Origin of the sequence: Veillonella parvula (assembly GCF_018366295.1) — a bacterium.
In the GTDB taxonomy this organism is placed as follows: Bacteria; Bacillota; Negativicutes; order Veillonellales; family Veillonellaceae; genus Veillonella; species Veillonella parvula_P.
This window is the reverse complement of the sequence record NZ_JAGZIJ010000002.1, coordinates 92,964-107,799: the sequence shown is the minus strand read 5'-3', so window position 1 is coordinate 107,799 and position 14,836 is coordinate 92,964. Positions and strand designations below refer to the sequence as shown.

Here is a 14,836-nt window from a genome sequence, read left to right as displayed (position 1 = left end):
TGCCTAAACAATTATATATACACATATGTTATATATGTTTTGATATGCTGAAAGCTGGCTCTATAAGGCCAGCTTTTTGTATGTTCAACATATATCCATATATTTTTATATTCATCACGCTATGTTATTTCTTACAGCGTTACCATTATTGTCATGTTACTTTCAAATTCGTAGCCACTGCGACAGACAGAATCCATGGTTGGCCGTATAGTATAACTATAAGAATATAGATCGGCGTAAACCATTGGAGGTGTATCTTATGAGTTTTGAAACTATTAATAAATCCATGACCGTAGCTGATGCGGTTAAAGTAAATCCAGAGTTAATGGATGTATTAGCAAAAGATGGAATTGATTTTTGCTGTGGTGGTGGACATCCTTTAGCTGAGGCTATTGCAGAAAAAGGTAAAGATGTGGATGCATACATTGCTATGCTAAATGATGTACAAGTTGCTCAGAAATCTTCTCGTGCAGAGGTGCTTAGCTATTCTAAAGACCAATTGATTGATTACATTGTTCATACCTATCATAGAGAACAATTAAATATGATTGATGAAATTGACCAAGGGTTGGCAAAACTGCTAAATGTACATTATGACCATCATGGTGAGGAATTGACAAAGATTTATCAAACCTTTTTGCAACTTAAATCCGCTCTTGTACCTCATTTCCGGCATGAAGAACATGTAGACTTCCCTGAGTTTAAAGCGGGTAAACCCGTAGACTTTGAAGAACTTCGTGCTGAACACGAAGCTGCAGGTGTACTTTTGGAATCCTTAAGTGCATTGACCAATCAGTACACGGCACCAGCAGATGGTTGTGCTACTTATGTCTATGTATTTAAGACCATGAAAGCCTTAGAAGAAGGCCTGCATGAACATATTTTCTTAGAAAATTCTGTTTTGTTTGACATGAAATAGATTATAATATCATCTATATAACGAACAAGGAGCTATTGCAAAATGGCTCCTTGTATGTAGTAAAGACACCAATTGAATGGTTGGTGTCTTTTGTTATCTTGAGAATCATGAGTTTGTAGCTATAGTATGGGGGAAATACATCATTTGCATAAATTCATATAGAAGGTGTATGATTAAGTTAACTATATTTGATTAATATCTTTAATCAATATATTGAGTAAATGCACTTGATATATACAGGTGTAGGTATGTTTGAAGTCGTGAAAAGGAGAGGGCTATGATTTCTGTATTCGACACAAATCCTGTTGTTTTTGAAAGTACGGATCGTATATTAACGGTTAGTTACAATGGTGTACTCTGTAAAGATTCGAATGGACAAGTTATAACTGACATTGATTTTGATGATGTAAATGAGCTTCATCTTACAAGATATTTAAATTCAAATAGTAACTATTCGATTATATTTAGAGACCATAATTGGAAAAATATAGAAGGTCAAGATTTAGATACTGACCGTACAGATTATAATACTGGTCATAATATTCGTGAAACCAAAGCAATCATTGCTGCTTTTGCTCGCCATAAATTGACAGCGGACTTCCCTGCGAATTTAGATACTCTTCAATTGCCACTAGATTACTCCTATATGGGTAAACGAGAAATTACTATTAAAAACGGTGTTATTTCGAATGGTAAGGTAGATATTCCTATTAATGAAATTCGTCGCGTAGTGTGTGCATCTAATGGTACAATTAGTAAACTATTAGTATATAAAGAAGAAAAACCTAGTTCTTTCTTTAAAAAGATTTTCGACAAATGTGATATGAAAATTACGTTGAATGCCATTACGTTGCCTTTGTTGGAAGCTATCGTAACGCGCAATACAGGTCATGGTATCGATTTCACTCGTGGTAATGGCTTTGATCAAAAAGATTCCAATTATATTATCATTCGCTATCTTGATTCTGGATTCTTCCTTGAAAAAGATGGTACAGCAACAACAGAATGGCAAAAAACTGCGGCGGAAACAACGGCAAAATTTAATTATGATGTGAAAACATTATTAGTGTAATAAAGATTTTTAATTTAAATTAGGAGATTCCATGTCTGTATATCAATTTTCCCTGCCTACTAAGTCTGGTGAATTACAATCCTTACAAACTTATGAAGGTAAGGTTCTTATCATTGTTAACACGGCAAGCAAATGTGGATTTACTCACCAATATGAGGGTCTAGAGGCTCTTTATAAGCAATATAAAGAGCAAGGATTAGAAATTATTGCTGTTCCTTCCAATCAATTTGGAGAGGAAGAACCTGGTTCTAATAACGAAATCCAATCTTTCTGCAAATTGAATTACGGTGTTACTTTTACCGTTATGGGGAAAGCAGATGTACGCGATGAAAGTGCATTAGACCTTTTCAAATACATGATACGAGAACAACCATTCCAAGGCTTCCCACCTAGTGATAAAACTGAAATGCTTACAGATTATCTCAATGGTATCGATCCTAATTATTTAAAGGACGATGAGGTAAAGTGGAACTTCACTAAGTTTGTTATAGATCGTAAAGGTAATGTGGTAGGGCGCTTCGAGCCTGTTGTAAAACCGATGGAAATGGAAGCTTTCATTAAAAAACTCATTTAGTAGAGTCATTAGTATGGTAAAGAAAAGAACCGCTAGTTTTTGTAACTAGCGGTTCTTTTGTGTAAATAAATAAATACATATATATTTATTTATTTTTGTTTATACATAGTAATGTAAGGTTTTATGTGAATAGGAAATAAAATTTCCTAGGAGATTTTTGTATCTTTATGGGCTTAAAGTATGTTTTGAGGCTCATCCTCAAAGATAAATCCTGTCATCGATAGGGAACCCAAACTATAGGTTTGATTAAATACAGTCGGTTTTGTACTTTCACTAGCACCCATAATATAGATTAATGGCAGATAGTGATCTGGTGTAGGTGCAGCATAGCTAGCCTGAGGATGTCGAGTGTAATTAACAATAGCATCTATATCGTTTTTTAAGACGGCCTTAGAAATATATTGGTCAAACTCAATTGTGGCAGAGGTGCCGGATGGATTATCCCATTCTATGCGTCTTAGATTATGAACGATATTACCACTGCCCATGATAAGATAGCCTTCATCGCGTAATGACTGAAGCTTTGTTCCTAGTTGATAGGCTTCTTTTGGGCTTAGGTATTTATTGATAGATAGTTGGACAACGGGAATCGATGCATCAGGAAACATGTGAACTAATACGGTCCACATGCCGTGATCGATGCCCCAAGTGTCATTTATAGAAACGGAGTTACCCAGTAATTTTTGTACTTCTTTCGTTAAATTGCTGTCACCTTTTGCAGGATATACAACTTCGTAGAGTTCTTGCGGAAATCCATACATATCGTAAATTTGTTTTGGATTCTCTGTGCTTTGAACATAGGTGCCATCTGCATACCAATGAGCAGAGATGGCGAGTATGGCTTTTGGTTTGCCATAGTTGTTGATTATATTTTGTCCTATACGTTTGAAAGTATTTGTTGTTTCTGTATGTTCTAAAGCCATCATAGGGCTGCCGTGACCGACGAATAGTGTAGGCATGCGTTTCATAATATCACCTAATCCTTCAATTGATAATGTGTAATCTGTTTAATGCTGTAAAATTGATACAATTGTTTAGCTATAAATGTTGATGATTAAATCTAATAGTTATTGATTCACCAACCGATAATTGTATTTAGTTAGTGAGTTTATTATATATTGGTGCAAATATTTTGAATAGTAGAATTATTTGAGATAGGTACTATCAAATATGATAGAATTGTGATATTTACTGATTAAAAATTTTTCAAAAATTTTTGTACCCTAAAAAATGATACTATAAAATACTTGCAATTCTAAAAAATTGTGATATGATTTGAACTACATTAAGTGGAAATATTTCTAATACCGAAATAGAAATTGTAGTGTAGCTATAAAGAGTAGCTTAGTTATAGATGTTAATTTTGTTATAACAAGCTACTTAAGCTAGATATATAAGGAGAATGACAATGGCAGAGCAACTTGTAAATGTTCATGATTTAGTGGGGCGGTGTCCTTTTGCAACGAGCCAAAAGTTATTGGCTGGTAAATGGTCTTTGTTGATTATGCATGAATTATCTGAAGGTCCTGTGCGCTTCCGTGAACTAGAGCGGAGATTACATCCAATTACACAAGCTACACTTACAAGAGCGTTGCGCCAAATGGAAGATGACGGCCTTGTACATCGTGAAGTATATGGAACCATTCCACCAAAGGTTGAATATAGCCTTACCGAAGTGGGAGCTGGTTTTAAAACTGTATTAGCTTCCCTTGAAAACTGGGGTAACCAATATATCGACTATATGAAAGCCGCTGGCCGCATCTAAGAAATGCCAGCGGCATTTCTGCCCTTATTATGATACATATGGGGCACTATATATTTGATAAGACTTTAAAAAAGTCCTTTATATGTGTCATGAATAGCCATTTGTTTATGCCATGTATTTAGAAAAATATGGTATAATAAAAAATACGAATGATATAAATTCTCAATAAATTAGAGGTATTGATAATAATGTTACATGTTACTTTTTTAGCGCATAGCGGATTTCTCGTAGAGGATGGTAAGCGTTGCTATGTGTTTGATTATTATAAGGATCCTAATAATATTGTTTGGCAGTTGGCTAAACGAGGTCGTGAACTTTGGTTCTTCGTAAGTCACACTCATGGAGATCACTTTAACCCATCCATTACGGAGTTTGATGGTCCTCAAACGCGCTATATTTGTCATCAAGATGTGCCGTTAGAGGGCAAGGTAAAAAAATGTATTACCATGCGCCCTGGCCAAGATGCACTATTAGATGATGTAGGCATCCATATGTATGGCAGCACCGATGAAGGTGGCTCTTTTTACATAAAGACAAATACGGCGAATATCGACTCTGACTCTATCTTCCATGCAGGAGACCTTAACTGGTGGCATTGGCTTGGTGATACGCCAGAAAACAATGCGGATGCAAAGCGTATGGCTTGGCGTGAGTTCAAGGAATTAGAGGGCTTGTCCGTAGATGTAGCGATGTTCCCTGTAGACAATCGTTTGGAAGACGCTATGGAATGGGGCAGTATTGAATTTTTGCGCCGTGTACAGGTGAATAAAGCCTTTATTCCAATGCATTTGAATGGTCCATTATGGACACCGTCTGTGTACTTTAAAGCTCTCTTTGGGGAGGTGTCGATTTGGGAACCTCAAAAAGATGGCGATGAGGCTACATTTTAGATTGTAGATATAAGTGTGAAAGTCCGTAGACCTCGAGGTCACTACGTTATATAGGAACAGTCTATATGCGTAATTGAGTAAGTTAGGATCAAGTGATGATGAAAACTAAACCAGTGGCAACCACCCTGTTGGTTGTCATGGCTATTATATTTTTAATTTCATATCCGCAGCGACATGATACATTTTGGGCCTTTATCATGCATATCTCTGGGGCAGCTATGATAGGCGGCCTCGCGGACTGGTATGCAGTAACGGCTCTCTTTACGAAGCCTTTAGGCATTCCTTTCAAAACGGCAATCTTGCCGCGCAGTAAGGAACGATTAATTCAGATAGGCCGCACTATGCTCAGCGAAGAGCTATTGCGCGTGCCACAGATGTATTATGCTATCAAAAAAGAACGCGTTATGGTCCGTATCGTTGAATACGGCATGAGCGATGTCGGACAAGTTCAAATTCGAAATCTCTTGTACGGTGTGGGCAATCAAGTTTTATCTCATATGGATATTGAACCGATGCGTCAAGAGATTAATAAGGCCATTTATAAGGGGGTTACAAACTGGAAAGCAACACCCCTTGTTATTCTCTTTGGCCGTTGTATGTTAGAACGTCACACAGCAAGCGTGTTTTGGCTTTATTTTAACCGCACATGTCAGCGTGTTATCGCATCAAATCAGGTATATCCGTATTTGTATCGCGTCATGCTAGACATTATGAAAACTTATACAAAGGATTCTTTCTTTCGTGAATTGGCCATCGCCTTTGGCGGAGATGGACTTTCACCAGAACGATTGGTAGAAACGGTACAGAAAAAAGCCGTTCAATTCTTGAAGGAAAATGAATCTATTGACTCTGCATTGGGGCGCTATGTATGGGGCCAAGCTATTCGCTTTTTCAATAATTTGGAAACTAATACAGAGTGGCAAGCTTTCATTGAAGAACATAAAAATCAGTGGATTAGAATGGTTCTTGAAGAATGGGAAGGCAAACTTATCGATGGGGATACATTGGATTGGAAACGCCTCATGGACATCGTTATGGAGCGCTTTAATGTGCTCGGCACCGAAATTTTGTTGAATCCAGACAAACAGGCTCCGTTTGAGCGGTTCTTCTTGTTGCGTAGTATTCCGTGGTTGCAGAAATTGAACCCCCTCATCGACAGTGTGGTAGGTCAGGAATTATCTCGTTACTCGCCTGATGAAATCACTCAAATTGTTCGTGGCAAAATGTACTATGACCTTCAAATGGTGCGTATTAATGGTTCACTCATAGGGGCTGTCCTTGGCGGCATCTTATACGGTTTGACCATCATTGTAGAGGGGGTGCTTAAATGATTAGTTATTTGAAATCCCTTACTTTGAAACAGCGTGCTAATGGCATTCTAGGCTTGACTGCCGTATTGTATTGTTTTGCTTTTGTAGGACAATTTTTCTTTGGCTATGAAAGTTGGTATCAACCGTTGTACTGGGCTGTTCAATCTGCCCTCATCGGTAGTGTGGCCGACTGGTTTGCTGTAACAGCATTATTCCGTAAGCCACTAGGTTTCCCATATCATACAGCGCTAATTCCTCGAAATAAAGATCGCCTCATTAATGGCGTTATTAAACTTGTAGAGACGAAGATGCTTACCAAGGAGCGTTGTAAAGTATTATTGAAAAATGTGCAATTTGTGCCATTGTTTGAGAAGTTCTTGTTGTCTCCTGAGGGGCAGCGAGCAGCACGTCTTGTGATTCATCAAGGACTACACCTTTTATGGAAATCTCAAACTAATGAAGAATGGGCACAATGGGGGGCAAAACGCATTCGTGGATTGCTTCAACAACATTCTCTCGTGCCCGTTTTGAAACACGTATTACTCGATTTATGTGAGCATAATCGCTATGAAAGTATGGTTGTGCAAGTTCTAAACGTGATTCAAGAACGGATTAATCATCCCGCTATGGTTACCTGGCTTACTGCTGTCGTAGCAGAAGAGGCACATAAGAAAAAGCGAAAAGGCTTCTGGTCTGATTTCCTTATTTCTATGTCCGAAGCTACCGATGTAGTAAACTATCAAGAAATGGCAGAGGCTATTGTTCAAGAGGCCTATGCGATGCTGGAAAGCTGGAAGCGGCCAAACAGTCCCGAACGAACTGCTTGGTTGCGACAATGGGTAGAACCTATTCGTAATATTGAAGAGAATCATGAAGTCTGCGATGCTCTTAATGAAGCGTGGGAACGCTGGATTCGCGAACAAGATTGGGAATCTGTTATCGAAAACCATTTATGCCCTTATATAGAAGAACTATTGCTCGTAGGGGATGAAAACGGAGAGACTCCGGCTCAGGTTTTAGTTAATATTGCTCTTGAATTATGGAATGTATACGGTCAATCGGACGATCTTAGAAATCGTATTGAAAAAACCTTACACGATATTGGCGACTACGTACTTGAACAAGGGTATGACCTCATTGAAACTATCATACGTCAAGTATTAGGTGGCCTCAGTACAGATAAATTTATTTACTTTATTGAATCTAAGGTGGAGGACGATCTCAGCTGGATCCGCATTAATGGTGCTATCGTTGGTGCTGTAGCGGGTCTGCTTGTATGGACCTTCTTAGAATATGTATATATGCCGTTTTGGCAACAATTTGTAGGCTAAAGTTAATTATCTATAATAAGTTGCTTTAAAATTAAATACACAAAAACTAGCATATAGAAGGAGCTTCTATATGCTAGTTTTTTATGGTTTAATTAATTCTATATTATAGGCTTTTAAGATTAAAATCGATATAGAAAAGGGACTGACCAATGGTCAGTCCCTTTTATGTTATTCTTCCGTTGTGTTGTACGGCAATCGCACGGTAAATGTAGTTTTTACTTGTGGTTCACTCGTGGCCGTTATTGTGCCATGGTGTAAGTTAATAACTTTATTTACAAAGTATAGGCCTAGGCCGATGCCGTGATTAGACTTTTTATTTCGCGATTGTTCTGTCTGATACATCCGATCCCAAATATGATCCAGAGCTTCAGGTTCGATGCCAATACCATTATCTGTTACGGTAATGACTAAGTCTCTGCCTACGAGTTTAGCCGAAATATCAATAGTAGAGTTTGTAAACTTAATGGCATTGTCCACTAGGTTTGTGATAGCTCGACGTAATGATACTTCGTGAGCATTCATATGTAAATTAGGCTCAATATGAGATGTAATCGTAATCTGTTTATCTGTATTTTCTGTACAGAGTCTTGTATAGTCGTGGACCATATTGGATAACATCAATGATACATTGACAGGTGCAAAGCTTAGACCTTGTGCATTTTCAAGGCGGGCTACATCAAGCAGTTGGCTTACGAGGTTAGTCATGAACTTAGCTTGCTCTAAGATATGTGTTAAACCTTCCCGTAGATCTGCTTCTGTACGACCGTATTTTAAAGCAAATTCACTTTCTGCTTTAATAACGGCAATTGGTGTACGTAGCTCATGAGATACGTCAGAACTAAACTGTCTTTCACGATTGGAAGAATCCTCAAGACCTGAAATCATACGGTTAAACGTTGTGGTCAGCTCGTAGATTTCATCTCTTGCCGTGCGAGCAGGAATGTCGATACGACGGCTCAAGTCGTTGTTCTTACCGATGACTTTAGCTGTTTTCGTCAAAGTTCGGACGGGCTTAAGTCCTTTTTTGATAAAAAGATAACCACCTAGGGAGGAAATTAGTAAGAAAATGATATTTCCTAATAATAGGCTGTATAAAAGGTTTTCCGTCTTTTTAGAGGCTGTTTTTACTTTTGTAACAGCACGCAAAATACCACGATAGTTTGGTTCATTGACAGGCGTATCGTAGTAGTAGAAGGTATCATCACCTGCAGCAATTTCACCAACTTGGCCTAAGGAAAGAATTGTTTGGTTTGGAAACCCATCTGGCAAGGCCCCTTTAATAATATAACCGTCTTGAGTTGATACAAAGAAGAATGTATTATCTTGGTACGGTTTAAACTTGCGGATATCCGTAGCCATAATCATCGCTTGCTGCTGTAAGCGCTCGCGCACTTCTTTGTTGTCGGATTCATGTGTATATGCGTAAATCCATGCGGATGCAACCATCAAAATGATAAGCAAAAAGATGGTATACCACGACATAATTTTAAAGGTTAGGGGCAGCCGATTAAATAAATCGGTGGCTGCCCCAGACATGGTATCTAGATCTCGGTGAGGATCATTAGTTTTCTGTTTTGAGGACATACCCTACTCCACGAACCGTTTGAATGAGTTTTACATTTTCATCAGTATCAATTTTCTTGCGCAAATCTTTAATGTATACGTCGATAAGGTTAGAGTAGCTTTCATAATCGTATTCCCAAACATGGTCAAGGATTTGTTGACGAGATAATACGATATTTTCGTTACTTGCTAAATAGAATAATAGGTCGAATTCTTTTGCAGTCAATGTAATTGTTTCGCCGTCGCGTTTAACTGTACGTTGAGGAACATTGATGGTAAGTGGACCTACATGGATATCGTTTTGTGCATGACGCGCATTACGACGAGCCAATGCATAAATACGAGCAGTTAACTCTTCAAGATCGAAAGGTTTTACAAGGTAATCATCTGCACCAGTGTTAAGGCCTGTAACTTTATCTTGCAAGGAATCCTTTGCTGTTAAAAGCAATACAGGTGTTGTATTACCGTCGTTACGCATTTGTGCAAGAGCACTGATACCATCGAGGATTGGCATCATAATATCCATTACGATAACGTCATAGCTAGATGTGTTAACGTAATCGATCGCTTGTTGCCCATTGAAGCATGTATCAACTGTCATATTTTCTGCACGTAAATATTTAGCCGTGATACCATTCAGCATTTCTTCGTCTTCTACAAGTAAAATTTTCATTCTCTGTTCTCCTTATGTATGATTTAAAAATATAGCTCTCCAACTACATTAATTATAGTCATTATATATATATATATAAACTTTCTTTTTTTGAAAGCCACAACACCATATAAGGGTGACTATATATATAATATTATATAACTTATTTATCTATTATCATACCTTATACAATAGTAATGAGCAAAAGATGAATGTACATGCGAGTTTACAAGACTTTTCTTCATTTTTGAAAGCCTTAAAAATGGTGAAAGACTGAAACTTAATGAATTCTACTAATGAATAAAATCTAACTATATCGAAGATTGCCGTATGCGCATAGATGAGGGTGATTTTATCGATTTTAGATGATGTGCGATAAATCACTAAAAAAACTTATGATAATTATTATCACAGAAATAAATGCTTGTTATGAACGGAGAAATACGATAATTTTCGATGATTAAATTCGAGGTAAATTTAGTAGGAATTTAATGGATATTAATTATTAGGAATGGTTAGCAATAATTAAAAAGCTAGTGTTTATGCGAATTCTATAGATACCAAAGGAAATAAAAATATAGAAAAATTTCGGAACCGAACTACTTTCGTAAAATCCTTAACTTCTTGTAAAAATTATTCATATAGGTAATTTTTTGACTCCTCTTTTTACCTTAAAAATGCTAAGTGAAATAAATTATCAATTAGATTAATCAAAATTAATTATGCATAATAGGGTTTAGACATGACCTGAAATGCTCTCTATAATTATAGGTAAAGAAATAAGAAAAATCGCATAAGTATGGGGTTTTTCTTGAAAGAAAAATGATTAGGTTATCAAAAATTTTTATAAGTTTTTGAAATGAGATAGTCTAACAGGTTTCTTATTAATAGGTAGTTATGAGGAGGTCATTATGGAACAGTTTGATGTTCTAGTAGTAGGTAGCGGTGGCGCCGGCATGCGTGCGGCTCTTGAAGTAGGTCGTCGCAAAGGCTTAAAAGTAGCTCTTATTACTAAAATTTTCCCAACTCGCTCTGCAACAGCAATGGCGCAAGGCGGTGTAAATGCATGTTTGAACAACGTTGCAGCTGAAGATACAGTTGAAACTCATACTTTCGATACTGTAAAAGGTTCTGACTATCTTGGCGACCAAGATGCAATCGAATTCTTCTGCTCTCGTTGTCCAGAAGGCGTACTTGAAATGGACCACATGGGTGCTCCATTCTCCCGTACTGAAGAGAATAAAATTGCGCAACGTAACTTCGGTGGTCAATCCTATCCACGTACTTGCTACTCTGCGGATAAAACTGGTCACGTTATTTTGCACACAACTTACGAACAATGCTTGAAAGAAGGCGTACACTTCTTACAAGAATGGTATCTTTTAGATCTTGTTAAATCTGCAGAAGGTCACGTTGGTGGCGCTGTTGTGTGGAACATGAAAGAAGGTAAAGTAGAACAAATTAAAGCGAAAGCTATTATCTTGTCTACTGGTGGTGCAGGCCGTATCTTCTGGACTCGTACTACAAACCCATTCCTTTCCACAGGCGATGGTATGGCAGCAGCATTCCGCGCTGGTAACGGCTTGAAAGATATGGAAATGATCCAATTCCATCCAACTGGTCTTGGTCGTACTGGTATCTTGATGTCCGAAGCGGTTCGTGGTGAAGGTGGTTACCTTCTTAACGCTGAAGGCGAACGTTTCATGAAAAAATATGCGCCTAACAAAATGGAATTGGCATCTCGTGACGTTGTAGCGAAAGCGATCGAAGATGAAATCGCTGCAGGTCGTGGTTTCGGTTCTGGCCTTAACGCATATGTAGTAGCTGACCTTCGTCACTTGGGCCCTGAAGTTATTATTGAAAAACTTCATGGTATCCGCGACTTAGCTATGTGCTTCGAACATTGCGATCCATTGACTCAACCGGTACCTATTCGTCCTACATGTCACTATACAATGGGCGGTATCGACGTAGTGGATTACAAAACTTGTGCATGTGAATTGCCTGGTTTGTTCGCTTCTGGCGAAGCATCTTGTATCTCCATCCACGGTGCGAACCGCTTGGGTGGTAACTCCTTGGCAGACGGTGTAGTATTCGGTAAGGTATCCGGTGCTGGCGCAGCTGATTATGCTGAAACACATGAACAACCTAACGTAGATGCGGAACTTGCTGCAGCTGCAAAAGCTTGGGAAGCTCGTTTCACAGAAGTAACATCCCGTGAAGGCGGTCGTCCGGTTGTAGAAATCCGCGATGCATTGGCTGATGCAATGTGGAATAAAGTAGGTATCTTCCGTAATGAAGAAGGTATTACTGAAGCCTTAAAAGAAATCGAACAATTGATTGAAGATTATAAAACTTGCTATGTAGGTGACCCTGAACGTACTTACAATATGGCATTCGTAAACTATTGTGAAATCGGCTCCATGTTAACAGTAGCAAAAGCTATTGCTATGGGCGCTTTACACCGCCGTGAATCTCGTGGTGCTCATATTCGTGAAGACCATCCTAAACGTAATGATGAAAAATACTTAAAACATTCTTTGATCAAATTAGGTGCTGACGGTCAATACGAATTAACAGAACGCGACGTAGTGTTCACTAAATACGAACCACAAGAAAGGAAGTACTAAGATGAGACAAATCACCTACCATATTCACCGTTACCAACAAGGTCGCGCGTTTGTACAGACTTTCAAATTTGATTACGAACCTGACCGTACAATCCTCTGGGGCCTTCAAAAAATTAAAGATACACAGGATCCAACATTGACATTCTTGGCAGCTTGCCGTTCCGCAGTTTGCGGCGCTTGCTCCATTCGTGTAAACGGCGAAGCGATGCTCGGCTGTGAATCTAAAATCGATGAATTAACAGAACGTTATGGCACAGACGAATTGACAATCGCTCCGATCGGCAACTTCCGTGTTATCCGTGACTTAGTTGTTGACTGGGAATCCAAAGTTGATCGCTTGAAAACAGTTGCTCCTTGGATTTTCCTTAAAGCTGAATTCAACGAAGGGGACAAAATCGTTCGCCAAACTCCAGCTGACTTCAAAAAATTCGTTGCTGGTACAGAATGTATTCTTTGCGGTTGTTGCGCATCTGAATGTAACAAATTGACTGCACGTCAAGATGACTTCTTAGAACCATATGTATTCACAAAAGCTAACCGTTTCGTATTGGATAGCCGTGATGATGCACCTATGGCTCACATTCAACCTGCATTCGACAATGGCCTTTGGAAATGCGTTCATTGCATGAACTGTATCTCCCGTTGCCCTAAACACTTAAAACCTGCTCAAGATATTTCCAACTTGCGTAAAGAAGCTACAAAAGCTGGTCTTACTAACAGCAAAGGCGTTCGCCATGCAGTTGCTTTCAAAGAGGACCTTTACAAAACTGGTCGCTTGAAAGAAGTTTCTATGAGCTTGAAATCTGATGGTGTTGTTGATTCCGCTAAACAAGCATTCTATGCTTTACGTTTGTGGAAACACAGCAAAATCAATCCATTCGAACTTGTAGTACCTCAAAAACCTGTAAATGGTATTGATGGTGTTCGCAGACTTATGAAAGCAGCTGAGGAGGTAAGCAAATAATGAAATACGCATTTTTCCCAGGTTGCGTTCTTGAAAGCGCTGCCAAAGAAGACTACTTAGCAACAGTTGCTGTAGCTAAAAAATTAGGCATCGAGTTGGAAGAACTTGACGGTTGGACTTGCTGTGGCGCGTCCCACGTTCAAGACATCGCTCCAGAAATTACACTTGCTACAAATGCTCGTAACATTGCATTGGCAGAAGAAAAAGGTTTGAACCTTTTAACTGTATGTAACACTTGTACTTTGATGCTTCGTGAAGCTAAAAATGAACTTGATGCAAACGAAAAAGAAAAGAACGAAGTTAATAAAAAATTAGCTCAAATCGGTAAACAATACCGCGGTACAACTGATATTACTCATTTCTTATGGGTATTGATCCGCGATTACGGTTTGGATAAATTGAAAGCTAAAGTTGTTAAACCGTTAACTGGTTTACGTGTAGCTGAATACTATGGTTGCCATATTCTTCGTCCTCAAACTGAAATGGGCTTCGAAGATTATCAAATGCCTACATCTTTAGCAGATTTGATCTCTGCTATCGGTGCTACACCAATTGACTTCTCCCGTAAACTTGATTGCTGCGGTTTCCATGCTGTATACCCTGCACATGATTCCGTAATGCAAATGACTGGTTCCATCAACAAAGATGCAGCTACAGAAGACGCAGATTGCGTAGTAACTCCTTGCCCACTTTGCCAAATGCAACTTGATATGTTCCAAAAAGAAGCTAAAGAAGTTGTTGGCGGTGGCAAAGATATGCCAATCTTGCACATGTCCCAATTAGTAGGTCTTGCTCTTGGCATTTCTCCTGCTGAAATGGGTATGCCTAAACGTCACTTAACTGATACTGCGGCAGTGACAAAATTTGTAGGTTAATTCGTTTGATTTAGACATGATCAGAGTTGGTCTATATAGTAGTCTGAATCTAAACCTATTATCATAATTACCAGAAAAATCCCCTAGCTTAGGCTAGGGGATTTTTCTTTTTTATAAATAGAGCTCCAGTAATGTTAATGGTAATAGTAATAGTAATAGTAATAGATTTGGATTTAAGTGTACTGAAATATTAATCGTGAAATATATATAAACCGATAAATGTAAAATAAATACAGTAAAATACTAACTTTATAAATAAATTTGATTTTGATATCGATTGATAATTGTAGT

At 38.3% G+C, this 14,836-nt stretch carries 13 protein-coding genes; 10 read left to right on the top strand and 3 right to left on the bottom strand.

Translation table 11 applies throughout. The annotated features are described in order from the left end of the window. The first annotated feature begins 259 nt into the window (after positions 1-259). From KHY58_RS03495 to KHY58_RS03485, 3 genes are all read left to right on the top strand, one after another. Positions 260-919, top strand: coding sequence for a DUF542 domain-containing protein (locus KHY58_RS03495; protein WP_278472022.1), 660 nt, complete (start codon positions 260-262; stop codon positions 917-919). A gap of 277 nt (positions 920-1,196) precedes the next feature. Continuing rightward, positions 1,197-1,991, top strand: a complete 795-nt coding sequence (locus tag KHY58_RS03490; protein ID WP_008602116.1) for a hypothetical protein — start codon at positions 1,197-1,199, stop codon at positions 1,989-1,991. A gap of 31 nt (positions 1,992-2,022) precedes the next feature. After that, positions 2,023-2,565: a glutathione peroxidase gene (locus KHY58_RS03485; RefSeq protein ID WP_004694635.1), complete on the top strand. Its 543-nt coding sequence runs from the start codon at positions 2,023-2,025 to the stop codon at positions 2,563-2,565. A gap of 173 nt (positions 2,566-2,738) precedes the next feature. On the opposite strand, the gene ygiD is transcribed toward KHY58_RS03485, so the two are convergent. Next, a complete protein-coding gene (ygiD, locus tag KHY58_RS03480; protein WP_128114481.1) occupies positions 2,739-3,533 on the bottom strand; it encodes a 4,5-DOPA dioxygenase extradiol in 795 nt (264 codons plus the stop codon). 440 nt (positions 3,534-3,973) lie between these two features. Between ygiD and KHY58_RS03475 the strand changes: the two genes are divergently transcribed. From KHY58_RS03475 to KHY58_RS03460, 4 genes are all read left to right on the top strand, one after another. Continuing rightward, the gene (locus KHY58_RS03475) at positions 3,974-4,330 is read left to right on the top strand and encodes a winged helix-turn-helix transcriptional regulator (RefSeq protein WP_004694640.1); all 357 of its coding nucleotides are present in this window, start codon (positions 3,974-3,976) and stop codon (positions 4,328-4,330) included. 188 nt (positions 4,331-4,518) lie between these two features. After that, positions 4,519-5,220, top strand: a complete 702-nt coding sequence (locus KHY58_RS03470; protein WP_105087228.1) for an MBL fold metallo-hydrolase — start codon at positions 4,519-4,521, stop codon at positions 5,218-5,220. A gap of 95 nt (positions 5,221-5,315) precedes the next feature. Beyond that, complete coding sequence (locus tag KHY58_RS03465; protein WP_004694645.1) at positions 5,316-6,551, top strand: DUF445 family protein; 1,236 nt, start codon at positions 5,316-5,318, stop codon at positions 6,549-6,551. Next, complete coding sequence (locus KHY58_RS03460) at positions 6,548-7,861, top strand: DUF445 domain-containing protein (RefSeq protein WP_004694647.1); 1,314 nt, start codon at positions 6,548-6,550, stop codon at positions 7,859-7,861. The genes KHY58_RS03465 and KHY58_RS03460 overlap by 4 nt, the downstream gene beginning before the upstream one ends. 168 nt (positions 7,862-8,029) lie before the next feature. On the opposite strand, the gene KHY58_RS03455 is transcribed toward KHY58_RS03460, so the two are convergent. Next, entirely contained in the window at positions 8,030-9,445 is a 1,416-nt protein-coding gene (locus KHY58_RS03455) for a sensor histidine kinase (RefSeq protein ID WP_278472016.1), read from the bottom strand. Beyond that, positions 9,423-10,097: a response regulator transcription factor gene (locus KHY58_RS03450; RefSeq protein ID WP_004698139.1), complete on the bottom strand. Its 675-nt coding sequence runs from the start codon at positions 10,095-10,097 to the stop codon at positions 9,423-9,425. The genes KHY58_RS03455 and KHY58_RS03450 overlap by 23 nt, the downstream gene beginning before the upstream one ends. 890 nt (positions 10,098-10,987) lie before the next feature. Between KHY58_RS03450 and KHY58_RS03445 the strand changes: the two genes are divergently transcribed. From KHY58_RS03445 to KHY58_RS03435, 3 genes are read left to right on the top strand one after another with little or no spacing between them, the layout of a single operon-like run. Next, positions 10,988-12,706 (top strand): FAD-binding protein, encoded by a 1,719-nt coding sequence (locus KHY58_RS03445; protein WP_105087227.1) that lies wholly within the window; start codon positions 10,988-10,990, stop codon positions 12,704-12,706. A gap of 1 nt (position 12,707) precedes the next feature. After that, the gene (locus KHY58_RS03440) at positions 12,708-13,670 is read left to right on the top strand and encodes a succinate dehydrogenase/fumarate reductase iron-sulfur subunit (protein ID WP_004698188.1); all 963 of its coding nucleotides are present in this window, start codon (positions 12,708-12,710) and stop codon (positions 13,668-13,670) included. Beyond that, entirely contained in the window at positions 13,670-14,545 is an 876-nt protein-coding gene (locus tag KHY58_RS03435; protein ID WP_278472010.1) for a CoB--CoM heterodisulfide reductase iron-sulfur subunit B family protein, read from the top strand. The genes KHY58_RS03440 and KHY58_RS03435 overlap by 1 nt, the downstream gene beginning before the upstream one ends. The last annotated feature ends 291 nt before the right edge of the window (positions 14,546-14,836 follow it).

Excerpts from the sequence above, each read along its gene's own strand:
- KHY58_RS03495 (WP_278472022.1), top strand. The coding sequence starts at position 260 with ATGAGTTTTGAAACTATTAATAAATCCATGACCGTAGCTGATGCGGTT.
- KHY58_RS03490 (WP_008602116.1), top strand. The coding sequence starts at position 1,197 with ATGATTTCTGTATTCGACACAAATCCTGTTGTTTTTGAAAGTACGGAT.
- KHY58_RS03485 (WP_004694635.1), top strand. The coding sequence starts at position 2,023 with ATGTCTGTATATCAATTTTCCCTGCCTACTAAGTCTGGTGAATTACAA.
- ygiD (WP_128114481.1), bottom strand. The coding sequence starts at position 3,533 with ATGAAACGCATGCCTACACTATTCGTCGGTCACGGCAGCCCTATGATG.
- KHY58_RS03475 (WP_004694640.1), top strand. The coding sequence starts at position 3,974 with ATGGCAGAGCAACTTGTAAATGTTCATGATTTAGTGGGGCGGTGTCCT.
- KHY58_RS03470 (WP_105087228.1), top strand. The coding sequence starts at position 4,519 with ATGTTACATGTTACTTTTTTAGCGCATAGCGGATTTCTCGTAGAGGAT.
- KHY58_RS03465 (WP_004694645.1), top strand. The coding sequence starts at position 5,316 with ATGATGAAAACTAAACCAGTGGCAACCACCCTGTTGGTTGTCATGGCT.
- KHY58_RS03460 (WP_004694647.1), top strand. The coding sequence starts at position 6,548 with ATGATTAGTTATTTGAAATCCCTTACTTTGAAACAGCGTGCTAATGGC.
- KHY58_RS03455 (WP_278472016.1), bottom strand. The coding sequence starts at position 9,445 with ATGTCCTCAAAACAGAAAACTAATGATCCTCACCGAGATCTAGATACC.
- KHY58_RS03450 (WP_004698139.1), bottom strand. The coding sequence starts at position 10,097 with ATGAAAATTTTACTTGTAGAAGACGAAGAAATGCTGAATGGTATCACG.
- KHY58_RS03445 (WP_105087227.1), top strand. The coding sequence starts at position 10,988 with ATGGAACAGTTTGATGTTCTAGTAGTAGGTAGCGGTGGCGCCGGCATG.
- KHY58_RS03440 (WP_004698188.1), top strand. The coding sequence starts at position 12,708 with ATGAGACAAATCACCTACCATATTCACCGTTACCAACAAGGTCGCGCG.
- KHY58_RS03435 (WP_278472010.1), top strand. The coding sequence starts at position 13,670 with ATGAAATACGCATTTTTCCCAGGTTGCGTTCTTGAAAGCGCTGCCAAA.